The organism is Synechococcus sp. Nb3U1, assembly GCF_021533835.1.
Taxonomy (GTDB): Bacteria; Cyanobacteriota; Cyanobacteriia; order Thermostichales; family Thermostichaceae; genus Thermostichus.
The window spans coordinates 677,638-692,133 of sequence record NZ_JAKFYQ010000001.1 but is presented as its reverse complement, the minus strand read 5'-3'; the positions used below and the strand labels follow the sequence as shown (position 1 = coordinate 692,133).

General features: G+C 56.0%; 15 protein-coding genes, 1 tRNA gene, 1 pseudogene and 1 riboswitch. Of the genes and pseudogenes, 11 read left to right on the top strand and 6 right to left on the bottom strand.

The features are described from left to right. Window positions 1–4: 4 nt before the first annotated feature. Window positions 5–1,036: a sirohydrochlorin chelatase gene (locus L1047_RS03170; protein ID WP_235277315.1), complete on the bottom strand. Its 1,032-nt coding sequence runs from the start codon at window positions 1,034–1,036 to the stop codon at window positions 5–7. A gap of 29 nt (window positions 1,037–1,065) precedes the next feature. After that, window positions 1,066–1,201: riboswitch (cobalamin riboswitch) on the bottom strand. A gap of 52 nt (window positions 1,202–1,253) precedes the next feature. On the opposite strand from L1047_RS03170, the gene L1047_RS16720 reads away from it, so the two are divergent. Next, complete coding sequence (locus L1047_RS16720) at window positions 1,254–1,373, top strand: NAD(+)--rifampin ADP-ribosyltransferase (protein WP_443081699.1); 120 nt, start codon at window positions 1,254–1,256, stop codon at window positions 1,371–1,373. Window positions 1,374–1,495: 122 nt separating this feature from the next. Here the strand turns inward: L1047_RS16720 and L1047_RS03165 are convergent. Next, window positions 1,496–1,568 (bottom strand) — tRNA-Trp (locus tag L1047_RS03165). Between the two features lie 74 nt (window positions 1,569–1,642). Next, on the bottom strand, window positions 1,643–2,014 hold the full coding sequence (gene rplS, locus L1047_RS03160; RefSeq protein WP_235277314.1) for a 50S ribosomal protein L19: 372 nt from the start codon (window positions 2,012–2,014) through the stop codon (window positions 1,643–1,645). 202 nt (window positions 2,015–2,216) lie between these two features. Here rplS and L1047_RS03155 point away from each other — a divergent pair, with 202 nt between their 5' ends. Genes L1047_RS03155 through L1047_RS03145 form a run of 3 tightly spaced genes read left to right on the top strand, consistent with a single transcriptional unit; the run spans window position 2,217 to window position 5,145 of the window. Next, window positions 2,217–2,543: a hypothetical protein gene (locus L1047_RS03155; RefSeq protein WP_235277311.1), complete on the top strand. Its 327-nt coding sequence runs from the start codon at window positions 2,217–2,219 to the stop codon at window positions 2,541–2,543. Between the two features lie 14 nt (window positions 2,544–2,557). After that, window positions 2,558–3,931 (top strand): efflux RND transporter periplasmic adaptor subunit, encoded by a 1,374-nt coding sequence (locus L1047_RS03150; RefSeq protein WP_235277310.1) that lies wholly within the window; start codon window positions 2,558–2,560, stop codon window positions 3,929–3,931. 2 nt (window positions 3,932–3,933) lie between these two features. Further along, a complete protein-coding gene (locus tag L1047_RS03145) occupies window positions 3,934–5,145 on the top strand; it encodes an ABC transporter permease (RefSeq protein ID WP_235277309.1) in 1,212 nt (403 codons plus the stop codon). Here the strand turns inward: L1047_RS03145 and L1047_RS03140 are convergent. Next, complete coding sequence (locus L1047_RS03140) at window positions 5,142–6,650, bottom strand: UbiD family decarboxylase (RefSeq protein ID WP_235277308.1); 1,509 nt, start codon at window positions 6,648–6,650, stop codon at window positions 5,142–5,144. The two genes, L1047_RS03145 and L1047_RS03140, sit on opposite strands and share 4 nt — an antisense overlap. Before the next feature lie 51 nt (window positions 6,651–6,701). Then, window positions 6,702–7,601: a carbohydrate ABC transporter permease gene (locus tag L1047_RS03135; protein ID WP_235277307.1), complete on the bottom strand. Its 900-nt coding sequence runs from the start codon at window positions 7,599–7,601 to the stop codon at window positions 6,702–6,704. 202 nt (window positions 7,602–7,803) lie between these two features. Between L1047_RS03135 and L1047_RS03130 the strand changes: the two genes are divergently transcribed. Both L1047_RS03130 and recR read left to right on the top strand, forming a co-directional pair. Continuing rightward, window positions 7,804–8,139 (top strand): YbaB/EbfC family nucleoid-associated protein, encoded by a 336-nt coding sequence (locus tag L1047_RS03130; RefSeq protein WP_235278843.1) that lies wholly within the window; start codon window positions 7,804–7,806, stop codon window positions 8,137–8,139. A 21-nt stretch (window positions 8,140–8,160) separates the two neighbouring features. Beyond that, window positions 8,161–8,760, top strand: coding sequence for a recombination mediator RecR (gene recR, locus L1047_RS03125; protein ID WP_235277306.1), 600 nt, complete (start codon window positions 8,161–8,163; stop codon window positions 8,758–8,760). A 7-nt stretch (window positions 8,761–8,767) separates the two neighbouring features. On the opposite strand, the gene L1047_RS03120 is transcribed toward recR, so the two are convergent. After that, the gene (locus L1047_RS03120) at window positions 8,768–9,262 is read right to left on the bottom strand and encodes a hypothetical protein (RefSeq protein WP_235277305.1); all 495 of its coding nucleotides are present in this window, start codon (window positions 9,260–9,262) and stop codon (window positions 8,768–8,770) included. Window positions 9,263–9,756: 494 nt separating this feature from the next. Between L1047_RS03120 and frr the strand changes: the two genes are divergently transcribed. The 5 genes and pseudogenes from frr (at window position 9,757) to L1047_RS03095 (ending at window position 14,459) form a co-directional block, all read left to right on the top strand. Then, the gene (frr, locus tag L1047_RS03115; RefSeq protein WP_235277304.1) at window positions 9,757–10,305 is read left to right on the top strand and encodes a ribosome recycling factor; all 549 of its coding nucleotides are present in this window, start codon (window positions 9,757–9,759) and stop codon (window positions 10,303–10,305) included. A 442-nt stretch (window positions 10,306–10,747) separates the two neighbouring features. After that, a complete protein-coding gene (locus L1047_RS03110; RefSeq protein ID WP_235277303.1) occupies window positions 10,748–11,713 on the top strand; it encodes a hypothetical protein in 966 nt (321 codons plus the stop codon). Window positions 11,714–11,766: 53 nt separating this feature from the next. After that, window positions 11,767–12,045, top strand: a complete 279-nt coding sequence (locus tag L1047_RS03105; RefSeq protein ID WP_235277302.1) for a DUF7219 family protein — start codon at window positions 11,767–11,769, stop codon at window positions 12,043–12,045. 86 nt (window positions 12,046–12,131) lie between these two features. Beyond that, entirely contained in the window at window positions 12,132–13,859 is a 1,728-nt protein-coding gene (locus tag L1047_RS03100) for an ABC transporter permease (protein ID WP_235277301.1), read from the top strand. 138 nt (window positions 13,860–13,997) lie between these two features. Beyond that, a pseudogene (locus L1047_RS03095) lies at window positions 13,998–14,459 on the top strand (DUF29 domain-containing protein). The last annotated feature ends 37 nt before the right edge of the window (window positions 14,460–14,496 follow it).

Sequence of the window (14,496 nt, the reverse complement as noted above, 5' to 3'; positions counted from 1 at the left end):
CCCACTAGGGGACTTGCCAAGCCCGTTGATGATAATCCTCTAGCTGCGCATAGGGATCCGCCGCCGCCGGGTGGCTGTGGTTGTGATGACCGTGGCTATGGGAATGGCTGTGATCGTGTGAGCGATGCGTAGCATTGTCGTGAGGGTGGTGGATATGCTGGGCACCTGCCGATTGGCTCACTGCCAGTCGAAACTTGCACAGGTGACAATTCATTTGGGTTTGGCCCTGGCGGGCTTCTTGTTCCAGTTGGTGCAGACCCTGCAATACCGTATCGACGATGCCCAGTTCCGGTAGAGCCAGCCAGTCCATCTCTGGATGAAGGCGGTGGTGTTCCTCTAGAGTCGCCATAATTTTCTTCACCAACACTCCGGTAAAGAGAAAGTAGGGCAAGACGATCACCCGCCGCGGTTGCCACAACAAAGCCCGTTCCAACCCCATCGGTAGGCGCGGATGGGTAATGCCGATAAAACAGGTCTCAACGGCTCGAAAACCGGATCCCTCCCAAAGCAGACGGGCCAGTTTACAGGTTTCGGCGTTGGCTTCTGGATCGCTGGATCCCCGACCGACAAAGAGCAGCACCGTTTCGGAGTTCGGGATTTTAATAGGTTGAGCGGCCAGTAGAGCACTCAAACGGTCTCGCAGCAGCTGCAGAATTTCAACGCGGATCCCTAGTGGCCCACCGTAATGAATGCGCAGCTGCGGATACAAGCTTTGCAGCCGATCCAATTCCACCGTCACATCAAACTTGTTGTGTCGTGCCCCGAACAACAGCAGCGGCAACGCCACCACTTCTTGCCACCCTTGGGCGATGCACTGTTGGATCCCTTGGGCAATGCTTGGCTCGGTCAACTCCAAGAAGCAAGGGATCACAGGCCGGTGGGGGGTGAGGGCTTGGTAGGCTTGGGCCAAGTCTAAAAAAGCTTGCCGCCCTTCTGAGTCTCGGGATCCATGGCCAATCAGCAACAGAGGCAGGGCTGCTCCCGACGGATCAGGGGTAGAACGGGGCAGGGGTGGGGTACTGAGCAGATCAAACACGAAAACTCCGTTCCTTGTGAATCGCAAGGGATGTGGGATAGGGGCAGGTGGGTGTTCTGGCTGAGGGAGGGATCCCATCACAGTTGCGTCACAGTGGCGGAGTTGCACCGCGCTTTCCCCAGTCTGCCCGAGTTACTCAGGTTAACTTGTCCCTTGGTATTCACCAAGCCCCCTAGGGGGATATCGGTAGGATCCGAGGACATCAGGACGTAGAGGTATTGACCCGTACGGTTATCCAGCCGCCATCTGGGATGCAGCAACTTGGGGGGCTGAACTAGCCCTCGGCGACGGACGCAATAGAATCTACCGCCTTTTCCGACTTTACGCATACCCTTGAGCTAGGCAAAAAACCTGATGGAGCAAGGGATTGACCTGAATCTGCTGTGTCAGATAACACTGGAAAAGGCTGGATGTCAATAGTGGAACCGGTTGGTTCGATCAAAAGGGTTTGATAGTCAGCGCGTCCTGTAGGACTTGAACCCACGACATCCGGTTTTGGAGACCGACGTTCTACCAACTGAACTAAGGACGCATCGGCTGGAAACTGACCAGCTTTTCATCTAGCTCATCCCAGTCTAGCAGCTACACCAGCCGCACCCAAGCCCATTACAGCGACTGCTCTTTGTAATCCACTTTGGCTTTGATGCGAGTGGCTTTGCCCACCCGATCCCGCAAGTAAAAAAGCTTGGCCCGGCGCACTTTACCGCGACGCAGCACCTTAATCGACTCAATGCGGGGAGAGTGAATCAGGAAAACTCGCTCCACTCCCACTCCCTGAAAGATTTTACGCACGGTGATGGTGCGATTGGATCTGGAATTGCGAGCAGCGATGACCGTGCCCTCAAAGGCTTGTACCCGCTCTTTGCCGCCTTCTTGAATGCGAACCCCAACTCGCACCTGATCGCCAATACGGATCTCCGGCAGATCCGATTTCATTTGTTCCGTTTCAATGGAGCGGATGATCTCTTGAGCGTTCATGGCCTTCCCGCGCTACTGGCAGTTAATCATAATAACAACCCATCCTCCTCCTTGTACAGAGTTTGTTTTTGGGTTTGCAGGGGGTCAGCATAGCGAGGGATCCCCGACCCAGTTAAGATGCGGGAAACCGTGTTTACGCCCCCTGAATCTTTCCAATAGGCTAAAGAAAGGTCAATCCTTTGTTATGAATGGGAGACATTCTGTGATCCTGCATACGGATGAGCCAAAGACGGGATCCCAATCCCTTCCCAAACCCTTAGAACCGCCCCTGCCCCCTGCGCAGGCCGGATCCCGGAAAAAAAGAGGATTGCCCATCGGCTGGATGGTTGCCGGCTTGCTGTTGGCGGGTTTAGGTACAGGAGGATATTTTCTCCAGCGGCAGTTCCAGCAACAGATGGCACAACGGTTCCAAGCCCTGACTGTGCCCGTACAGGTGGCGGATCTCACCCAACGCCTGCGGGTGAGTGGGCAGGTGCAGCCCATTCGCCAGGTGAATGTCAGCCCGCGGGAGTCGGGGCGTTTGTTATGAATGGGAGACATTCTGTGATCCTGCATACGGATGAGCCAAAGACGGGATCCCAATCCCTTCCCAAACCCTTAGAACCGCCCCTGCCCCCTGCGCAGGCCGGATCCCGGAAAAAAAGAGGATTGCCCATCGGCTGGATGGTTGCCGGCTTGCTGTTGGCGGGTTTAGGTACAGGAGGATATTTTCTCCAGCGGCAGTTCCAGCAACAGATGGCACAACGGTTCCAAGCCCTGACTGTGCCCGTACAGGTGGCGGATCTCACCCAACGCCTGCGGGTGAGTGGGCAGGTGCAGCCCATTCGCCAGGTGAATGTCAGCCCGCGGGAGTCGGGGCGTTTGCTGGAATTATTCGTGGATCAAGGGGATGAAGTGACAGAAGGGCAGTTACTCGCCCGCATGGATTATGGGGATCTGACCAGCAGCATTCAACAGGCCCAAGCCCGCATTCAAGAATTGCAAGCCCGTCTGGCGGAGCAACAAGCGGGGGAACGTACCCAAGTCATTGCCGGTGCCCAAGCGAGGGTGGATGCGGCCCAATCCCAGGTGGACTTAGCCCAAACCGAGTGGGATCGCATTCAAGCCTTGGTACAAGAGGGGGTGGTGGCCCGCAACGAGTTGGATCAACGATTGGCTCGTCTGGAGCAGGCCCAAGCGGAACTGCGTTCTGCCCAACAGGAACTGGAGCGGCTACAGCTAGGGAGCCGCCCGGAAGCGATTCAGCAAACCCAAGCCCAGATCGCCCAAGCGCAGGCAGATCTGGCCCAACGGCAATCCCGGGTTGCCGATACAGAAGTTCGTGCTCCCTTCACAGGGATCGTGGTGCAACGTTTTGCCGAAATTGGTTCTTTTGTGGCCCCCACCACAGCGGCTTCTGACGCTACAGCCGCCTCTTCCAGCTCGATTTTGGCCCTGGCGCAAGGGATCGAAGTGCGGGCGGAAGTGCCCGAAGCCCAAATTGCGCAAGTCCAGGTGGGGCAACCGGTGGAGATTCGCTCCCTCGCCTATCCTGACCAAGTGGTGCAGGGCCAGGTGAAACGGATTGCTCCGGCAACGGTGGTGGTACGGGAAGTGACGGTCTTTCGGGTGATCGTGGAACCGGAGCCAGGGGCAGACTTTTTGCGGACGGGCATGAATGTTTCGGTGGATTTCATCGGGGATCCCCAGCCGCAAGCCCTGACCGTCCCCTCAGTTGCCGTCACCTACGAGCGAGGCCAAGAGGGGGTGATCCTGCTGGATCCGCAAACCCAACGGCCCGTCTATCGGCAGGTGGAAACGGGGATTACCCAAAGCGGGGTAACCCAGATTCTCTCAGGGCTAGAGCCGGGAGATCGCGTTTTTACCTCCTTGCCGCCAGGGATGACCCTAGATACGTTGATCAAAGCGGAGCCATAAGCATGAGTCTGGTTACCTCTGCCAAAATGGCCTGGCAAATGGTGCAACGGCATCGGCTGCGCACGGGCCTCACCATGCTCGGGATCCTGATCGGCAATGCAGCGGTGGTGGCGATCGCCGGGTTTGGCAATGCGGCCCAAGAGATGGCGGTGGATCAGTTCCGTTCCTTGGGCACCAATTTGTTAATTGTTTTTTCGTCCAGCTTGGGCCTAGCGGATGCCAGCAATACCCGCCCGATTACCCTGGATGATCTGATGGCGATCGAGCAGGAGGTGCCCGCCGTATCGGCAGCCGTGCCCAGCATCGGCACCAATGTGCGCGCGGTGCGGGGGGGAGTAGATCGCCGCTATGAAGCGACGGGCACCTGGCCAGAGTATTTGTCGGTATTGAATTTGGAGATGGAACACGGTCGCTTTCTTTCGCCAGCAGATATTAAGGAACAACGCTCAGTGGTGGTACTGGGTAGTGAGGCGGCTAGCCAACTGTTTGGGCTGGATCCCGCCAGTGCTCTCGGGCAGACCGTGTTGCTGAACAATTTGCCCTTTGAGGTGATCGGCACCCTGCGCTCCAAACCGACGGTGTTTGGCAACAGCGATGCTGGGGTATTTCTGCCGGTGGATGTGGTGGCCAATCAGTTTGTTGGGCGCAGATCTCCCTACGGCACGGAGTTGACGGCGATTTTCGCCTCAGCCCGCTCGGTGGAAGATCTACCCGCTGCCGAGTTTCAAATTCGCAACCTGCTGCGGCAACGGCATCAACTGGTGGGGGAAGATGACTTCATCATCCGTAACCAAAAGGTGTTGCTGGATGGGGCGGCCACGATCCTGGGCCTGCTGCGGGTGTTGCTGACGGGCACAGCGGCCCTCTCCCTGCTGGTGGGGGGCGTAGGGATCATGAATGTGATGTTGATCTCGGTGGCCGAACGCACCCATGAGATCGGGGTACGCAAGGCGATTGGGGCCGATAGCCGCCAGATTTTGCAGCAATTTGCCACAGAAGCCATTTTTATTGCCGTGACGGGGGGGGTGATCGGCATCCTCTTCAGCAGTGGCCTTCTGGTGGTGGTACAGGTTTTTACCCCCTTGGCAACCACGATCGATCCGGTGGCAGTGGCGGTTTCTTTCAGCCTCTCGACGGCAATTGGGCTGGTCTTCGGCATTTTCCCGGCCCGGAAAGCGGCACAATTGGATCCGATCGAAGCGCTGCGGGCCTAGAGTTCATAGCCAAACAAACGGGGATCCGCGGCCTGCAAGTTCACGTCCGAGAGGCCGTACTCCGCCCAGCGGCGCTCGACCAGCTTGGCCACCTCAGGATCAGACGTGAGGGGATCCCGCCAGAGGGAATCGGTTTCCGGGGGGATCTTGGTGGTAGCATCGATGCCCATTTTGCCCCCAAGGCCGCGTTTTTCAGTGGCGAAATCGAGGGAGTCGAAGGGGTTATCTGGCAGAATAAACACATCCCGCTGCGGATCCACCCGTGAACAGAGGCACCAAACCACCGCCCGTGGATCCCGGACATTGATGTCTTTGTCCACCACGATCACAAATTTGGTGTAGCTGAACTGGGGCAGGGCGCTCCAGAAGGCCAGGGCCGCTCGCCGCGCTTGGCCAGGGTAAGCTTTGTCAATCGAAAGAATCGCCGCTTTGTAGCCCAGAGCCTCCATCGGCAAAAAGAAATCAACGATTTCCGGCACCTGTTGTCTCAAGATGGGGGTGTAAACCCGGTTCAGGGCCAGGGCCATCATGTCGTTTTCCTTCGGGGGCTTGCCACTGAAGGTGGTGAGATAGATCGGATCCCGGCGGTGGGTGAGGCAGTGAAAGCGGATCAGGGGGGCTTGCTCGTTGCGGGGGCCATAGTAGCCAATGTGATCTCCGGCGGGGCCGTCAGGGGCCACTTCTCCGGGGGTGATCGTGCCTTCCAAGACGATCTCCGATTGGGCTGGCACCTGCAAATCCACGGTCTTGCATTGGGCCAGGTGGAGCCCTTCCCCCGCGTAGAGGCCGGCAAACAGCCATTCCGACAGATCCACCGGCACCGGAGTCGCCGCTGCCATAATCACCAAGGGATCCACCCCCACCGCTACTGCTACTTCCAACTTTTTGCCCAAGGCCGCCGCTTTGCGCAAATGCCGGGTTGCCCCCCGCACCGACAGCCATTGCACCGTCATGGTGTTGCGGCTTTGCAACTGTAGACGATAAACCCCCACATTGGGGATCCCATTTTCCGGGTCTTTGGTCACCATCAGCCCCAGGGTGAGTACCCGTCCGGCATCCCCCGGATAGACCCGCAACAGTGGCAATTGAGTCAGATCCACTTCTTCTCCCTGCACCACCACCTGCTGGCAGGGGGGCAACAGATCCCGGCTGGGTTTGGCCTTGAGCACGCTAAATAGAGCCTGCCCTAGTTCCACCGCCTGGGAGAACTTTTTCGGAGGTCGCGGCTGATAGAGCAAGGCCAATTTTTTGCCCAGGGTTTCTAGCTCCTGCGGCTGCTCCATGCCCATGGCCCAGCAGATGCGCTCCACCGTACCCAGGGCATTGATCAACAGGGGCATACGGGATCCCTTCACCCGCTCAAACAGCAGGGCTGGCCCCCCACAGGCCAAGAGGCGATCGGCAATCTCGGCAATTTCTAGGTCGGGATCCACTGCCGCTGTAATGCGGCGGAGCTGGCCACGGGATTCTAATAGGGTGATGAAGCGACGCAAATCTCTGGGCATGAAGGCAAGCACTCAAACAGGGCGGGTGTTCCCATGGCATCGGGGACAGGCTCACTTGTCGCGGGCGAGGGCAAAACCGCTCATGAACGGTTTCTGCAGGGCGATGAACACCACCACCGGCGGGATGCTGGCGATGATCGCCCCCAACATCATCGGGCCATAGGAGGCGGAGCTATCCAGGTTGAGCAGCGATTGCAACCCCACTTGCACCACCTGGTTTTCCCGTCCCTGCACGATCAGACGCGGCCACAGGTACATATTCCAAGCGTAGACGAAGTGAATCACCGCTTGGGCCCCGATGGCGTTCCAACTGAGGGGGATCAGCACCTGGGTGAGGAATTGCAGCGGGTTGGCCCCATCCAATTGGGCTGCCTCCGAGAGTTCGCTGGGAATGTTGGAAAAATGTTGCCGGAATAAAAACGTGGCGGTGGCACTGGCCAGAAAGGGCACAATCAGGGCGTAGTAGGTGGAGCCCCAGCCCAATCCGGTGACAAAACGCAGCAGGGCGATGATCAAAATTTCGGTGGGCATCATCAGCGTGATCAGCACAAAGCCAAACACCAGCCATTTGCCCGGAAAACGAAAGTAGACAAAGGCCAAGCCCGCCAACAACGACAGAATGGTTTTGCCGACGGTGATCGCCACCGCCATGATCGTACTGTTGAGCATGTAGCTCCCCAGGTGCCGCGATACCATCACCTGCCGCCAGTTGAAGCCAAAGGAGGAGCCAAAGGTAAATTGATAGCGAAACACTTCCGCATTGTTCTGGGTACTGACGATCAGGGCATACAACACCGGGAAACCCAGCACCAAACAGGCCAGTAACAGGCCCAAATGCACATACCAACGCTCCGGGATCCAGCGCCAGGTTCGGGGGGCGCGGTGGCTGGGTTGGCTGAGGCTGTGGGGGGGAGAGTGGGATTGTTGGGGATCCTGCAAAAGTTGGGCCATCGTTCCTCCTGCCAAAGCGCTGTCGCTGATGGGTGATGCTGATTTGAGATGCTGATGAGAGGCTTATTTGTTGAGGATAATCCGCCAGGGTTAACTGCAACCTAAGGGATCCGATTCTTCCTCGAATTTTCAGGTGCTTTTACCGACGGGAGGAAACGGGTAGAGTAGTACAGCAGTGATCTGGAATAAAGAAGAGGATCCCATGACCCGAGGCTTTGGCCCATTCGGCAAAATCCAAGAAGCGCTCAAGAAAGCCCAACAGGTGCGCGATGGCGCTCAAAAGCTCCAGAAAGAGCTCGAAGAAATGGAGATCGTCGGGGAAGCCGGCAACGGGCTGGTTAAGGTCACCGTGAATGGCAACCAAGAGCCCCTGAAGGTCTCTCTGGATCCTGAAGCCTTAAAAGAAGCCCCGGATGTACTCGAAGATCTGATCCTGACCGCGATGGTGAACGCCTATACCCAATCTGCCGAAACCATGCGCAAACGGATGGAAGAGTTGACAGGGGACATCAGCTTGCCGGGGCTGGGATTGGGCTGATCCCTCCTACCCTAAGCCCTTATGTACACCCGCCCGCTCGCTCGCCTGATCGAGGAATTGCAACGGCTACCCGGCATTGGCTCCAAGACTGCTCAGCGCCTAGCTTTGCATTTGATCAATCGGCCTGTCACCGAGATCGAAGCCTTAGCTCAAGCCCTCCTGGAAGCCAGGCAAACCGTTAAGCATTGCTCCATCTGCTTTAACTGGTCGGCGGAGGATCCCTGTGAGATCTGTCGCTCACCGCAACGGGATCCCTCCCTGTGGTGCGTGGTGGCGGAGGTGAAGGATTTGATCGCCTTAGAGCGAACCCGCGAGTTCAAGGGCCGTTATCACGTTTTGGGAGGCCTCATTTCCCCGATGAATGGCATTGGGGCAGATCAGCTACACATCCGGAAGCTGGTGGCACGAGTGGCCCAGGAGAAACCCCGTGAGCTGATCTTCGCCATCAGCCCCAGCGTGGAGGGAGAGGTGACTATGCACGTGATCAAGGACTTCCTAAAGCAGGTCTCCCCCAGTTTGCACATGACCCGTCTGGCCTTTGGCTTGCCGATGGGATCCGACCTAGAATACGCCGATGAAGTCACCCTGGCCCGTGCCCTAGAAGCCCGCCGAGAGCTATAACCTGGGCTCAGTCGCAGGCGGTTACCCCTTCTGCACAGTAGGTGCTCCACCAGGGGTTGAAGCTGGCGGCATCTTCTGGCAAGGTACTGTTCTCCAAGAGCGCCTGAAAACCCGTGCTGTCGTCGCCATAGCGCATGTGCATGTGGATCGGATCCCCGTGGGGAGCTCGCAAAATTACGTATTTGAAGGCCTCACAACCAGGATTATCCCCAGGATTATCCCCCCCGCGCAATTGAAACAGATCCCAAATGGATCCCAAAGAACGCTCAGGGAAAAAGAAGGGATCCGCAGCTGCCCCCCGATAGACATAGCGGCAGTTCTCCGCCAGAGGTTCTGAGCCTTGCAAATCCGCATAAAAGGAAAAGAACTCCATTTTCTCAAACTTGACCCGCTTCGGGTTGCGCGGATCATTAGCGGACTCTGCTAGGGAGGTATCGAGGGTGAAGGTGCCATCGACTCCCAAGTAGGGCACTTTATAGGCATTGGGGGATACAATCTGCAACTCCAAAGCCCCCGCTGGGGAGCTAAAACCAAAGAGGCTTAAGCTGCCAAGCAAGCCAGCGAGAGCGGTTAGAGGAAAAACTTGACCAAAAAACATAGAACTGAGTTGAGAAGTTTACTGCTCAGCAGCTTAGAAAATACTTTGAGTCCGTACCATCCTGCCAGGGGGCATTTTGGCGATAAATTTAGGATCTTCTTTTTTAGATTTCTGGAGATTTCTGCTCTACCCAGATCCGTCGCAATACTTTTGCCCATACTGCGTTGGCGGAAGCCTGCCGTAGGTTCAGCGTTAGTGAGATGAGCGTCAAAAGTGCACTCCGGATCGAACGGAATCCCGCACTGGATCCCCTGTAGATCCCGACAAGGCAGTAAAATTAAGTTCGGGCTCAGGGTAGGCTTACTGACGATGTTACTTATTGTTTGTTGTTTGGTCATCTAGGCTGGGGTCTCTGAGCCCAACTGTGTCTTGTGTGTCTTGAATGCGAAGGAGCCCCCGTGGAGCTAGCTGAAGTTGAAGAGCTGATGGGTAAAGCTGTGCAGGCCACGCAGCGATCCTTTAATACGGTGCGCACTGGGCGGGCCAATTCCAGCCTGCTGGATCGTATTCAGGTGGAGTATTATGGCGTTCCCACTCCCCTGAAAGCCTTGGCCAGCCTCACCACTCCTGACTCCAGCACCCTCTTGATCCAACCTTTTGATCCTTCCACTTTGGCAGCGATCGAACGGGCGATCGTGGCTTCTGACTTGGGGTTAAACCCTAGCAACGATGGCAAGGTGATACGCCTCAATATCCCACCCCTCACGGAGGAGCGCCGCAAAGAACTCAGCAAACAGGTGGCCAAACTAGCGGAAGAAGGCCGAGTCTCGATTCGCAACATCCGCCGGGATGGGATCGATTCGGTACGCAAACAGGAGAAAAACGGCGAGCTTTCCGAAGATGAGTCCAAAGGCTTGCAGGATGACATCCAAAAACTGACCGACCGCTACATCAAGAAGGTGGATGAGCTGCTAGCGGAGAAAGAAAAGGAACTAAGCACCATTTGACCGAGAAGGGATACAGCTACTCTGGCCCAAAAACCGAATAGGCATGGGGGGCTGTAGCTCTCAGCCTAGTTTTTTCTTCCCATAACTGCTCAGCATGTGAGAGCATGACGGCGAGCTGCCCTCCGACATCAAGGCGATTGATTGCAGTATTACCTTCGGGATCCCACTTCCGGAGATATTTCTGAAGCAGTTGCTATCATCGGCTACAGTGTTGACAACCCCTGGATCCCTGGTTGCTGGCAAGGTGGCCTGATGGGTCTCTGGCAGGCTAGCGTAGGCAGAATTAGGAACGGGTGGTTAGGCTGAGTGGTGTGTTGAGTAGATCTTGGGTAAAGCTCAGGCTCATTCCTGTTACTTGTGGCAGAAAGTGCTTTGCACCGCTCATGCGAATGTTGTTGCCCACCGCTAAGCATTCTCGATTGACTGCAACGGAACCGTCACAATGTCCTCTGATCTGAGACCCCCTTTTCGCCGGCCCCCCAAACCCAGCTCAGCCAAGGGGAAGCTGTCGTCGCACCAGACCGACAGTAGCCGTAGGGGGCTAGACTCTCCAGAAGATTCCCAACGCTTTCCAGAACCTTCTACTCCTGCTCAGCTCAGTAGCCCAGCCCCTGCTGAGGAAGTCAAAGCAGCACAAGAAGACGCGGAGACAGAACGAACCTATTTGGAACCGATTCCACCGCCTGGGGAAGAAATGCAATATCGGGCCATTGGGCTGATCGAAGGGCAATATATCCCCTCCCCCGAGCAATTTACCCGTGGGATTTTGCGCACACCGGATGGACTGGATTTGGATGCGGTGCTGCTAGGCCGGGTGATGAGCCTGGTACGCAAGCATTTGGAGCCGGAACGCAACTACCTGTGGGTGGTCTATCCTCGCACCCGCGAGAAAACTGAGGATCTGCATGTGCAGTTGATGGGAGTCTGGGCACCAGAAGAAATGGGGCAGCCGCTACCCGAGGGATCCCGTTCTCCTGTCGTGCCCGATTGGTTTTCCATTCGTGGCGAGGTGGTGTTTCAGTCCCAAGAAAAGGGGTTCATCATCGTCAAAATTCGTCAGGCCGGGAAAAAATCTCCCTCCAACCGCAACGAGGCTGCCTTGGCCAACAGCAAACCCCAAGCTTTCAAGCTGCGCCTGATCGGATCCCTGCCCAGCAAAGGGGTAGGAAGTTTCTGGGATTTACAGGTGCGCCGCCAGGGATCCCTGCTCTATGTGGAAGCAGGCACCCCGATTGGCCCCGTGATCAAAACGCCCCCACGCCCACGCCTGAAACGCTCAACCCCGCGCCCACAAATCAAGAAAGCCCTCAGCAAACCCGCCAGCAGCGGAGAGTCCATTCCTGAGCAGTTTTATTCTCCACGGGATCCCGCTCAAGTTCCCAAACCGATTAAGAAAAAACGCCCATAATCTTTGTAGATTGAGATTTTCTTGGTGAATGCTCCTTTTACCCTGGTTTAGCCGTGCCGGAATCAAATCCTCCCCGAAAAGATGAGTTTCTCTCCCCTCGCTATCCCTACTGGGGCGAGGTGAAGCCCCAGAATTTGATTTTTGACGCCAATTTACAGGAATTTAGCAATAAAGTGGCCCTGATTTGTAGCTTAGAAACCGGTGGAAAGCTGAAGCCCGAAGAGGCTTATCGCCAGATCAAAGAGTTGTGGAAACAACTGAAGGAGACCAAAAAAGCGATTCTGGATGACCCGCAGTGGAATGAGCCACCGCCAGATTTGCCAGAAGGCTAGCCAGCACATAGGCCTATCTTTAGCCTGCCATAGCCAAGGGCCGCGAGAAAGCCGATAATAACGCCTGGGTAGTGCCGAGTGAGTGCATGCGAACCTTTCCCTCCCCTGAAGCGTTACGGCGGCTGCCAGCTGGGGTTGCCGATGTGGCCATTATCTTTGGCACCCTAGTGCTGCTGGCGTTGGTTGCCCAGGTGGGGACGGGGGCTTTTGTGCAGTTTCGGCCCCCCGCCGTGGTGCCCCAGATCGACCTGGATCCGCGCAATTTGCCCTACTATGCGGCGCGTTCCACCCTGCGCATGTTCATCGCCCTGGGGGTTTCCACCCTCTTTACCCTGATCTACGGCTACATCGCTGCCAAAAGCCACTGGGCCGAGCGGATCTTGATCCCGCTACTGGACATTCTGCAATCGGTGCCGGTTTTGGGGTTTTTGTCGATTACAGTTACCGGGTTTATTGCTCTTTTTCCAGGCAGCTTGCTGGGGCTGGAGGCGGCCTCTATTTTCGCCATCTTCACCAGCCAGGTCTGGAATATGACCTTCTCTTTTTATCAGTCCCTACGTACCATTCCCCAGGAATTATCGGAAGCCACCACCCTTTATCGTCTTTCCGGTTGGCAGCGCTTTACCCAGTTGGAAGTGCCTGCGGCCATGGTCGGCCTCCTCTGGAACGCCATGATGAGCTTTGGCGGAGGATGGTTTTTTGTGGCCGCTAGCGAGGCGATCAGTGTGCTTAACCAGGACTACACCCTACCCGGAATCGGATCCTATGTGGAAGCAGCCATTCGTGCCGAAGATCTGCCCAAGCTGGGTTGGGCTTTGTTGACCATTGCCATTGTGATTGTGTTGGTGGATCAACTGTTTTGGCGGCCTTTGATCGCCTGGTCGGACAAGTTCCGCTTGGAGCAGAGCGCTGGGGTGGCTGCCCCGGAATCCTGGCTCTACGACCTGTTAACCACGGCTCGGATCCCGCGCTTACTCAACACTGGGCTCAGTCCGGTGCGGGAACTGGGGGATCGGATTTTGTCTGGCTTGAGCCGACCTCACCCGATGGCTCCTTCGGATCCACAACGGCAACAGCGACGAGAGCGGCTGTTGACCCAGAGTTTACTGGTGCTGATCGGCGCGATTGTGGTGTGGATCCTCAACTTCATCAGCACCACGGTGGGGTTGGGCGAGGTTGTGCTCACCTTTGGGCTGGGCCTTCTCACCTTGATGCGGGTGGCATTGCTGTTGGTTGTGGCCACAGTAATCTGGACCCCAGTTGGGGTGGCCATTGGGTTTAACCCTCAACTGGCCCGTTTGCTGCAGCCGGTGGTGCAATTTTTGGCGGCCTTTCCGGCCAACTTCATCTTTCCCTTCGCCACGTTATTTTTTATTCGTAGCCACATCAGCATCGAGTGGGGCAGCATTCTGCTCATGTCTTTGGGCGCCCAGTGGTATATTCTCTTCAATTCCATTGCGGGGGCCCAGAGCATTCCTACCGATCTGCGGGAAATGGCGGTGGATGTGGGGCTGAAAGGGTGGCAGCGCTGGCGACGGCTGATCATTCCAGGGATCTTTTCTGCTTGGGTCACCGGCGGGGTCACCGCCAGTGGCGGTGCCTGGAACGCCAGCATTGTCTCGGAAGTTGTTTCCTGGGGATCCACCACCCTGACGGCAACCGGGCTGGGCACCTATATTGCTGAAGCCACGGCGGTGGGGGATTGGCCCCGCATCACCTTGGGAATTGGCATGATGAGTTTGTTTGTGGTGGGCCTTAATCGCCTGTTTTGGCGACGGCTCTATCAGTTGGCTGAAGACAAATATCACCTGTGATGGGGGCTGCAGCGATGTCAGCATACGCTCGTAGTCCTTTTACCACCTTCCGGTAATCCTCTACGCATCGCCTTTGAAACCGTAGCTCTCTAGGTTCGTAGTGATGGAGGCATTTAATCATGAAATCTGAAGTTAAAGATGAATCCCTTGCATTACCTTGCATTATATGAAACAGACTATCAACTTTGGTTAGATCAAACAGTGGTACAGTTGCGTACCCATGATTTTAACCATCTTGACTTGGAAAATTTGATCGAGGAGAGCGAAGGCCTGGGAAAAAGAGACAAGCGAGCGATTGCTAGTTACTTGATGCGACTGTGCGAACATTTACTCAAATTGAAGTACTGAAGTATTGGGAAACTGAACGAGAAACCTATTTTAGGCAGTGGGACTTAGAAGTTGCTAGCTTCCGTCTACAGATTCAAGCAATCTTTCTTTAAAGATAACTCCAGCCTTAAAAAGTATCTCGATGACAACTTTGCTGAATATTCTAGTGCTAAAAAGATTCTCCTCAAAGCAAGCAAGCTGAATGCTAGTTTGGTACCTGAAGAGCCTGAATTTAATCTGGAGCAAGCCCTGTGTGAAGACTGGCTTCCCTGAAACCCGACTCAAGTTTGTAGTGTTCGCTTTGGTCATC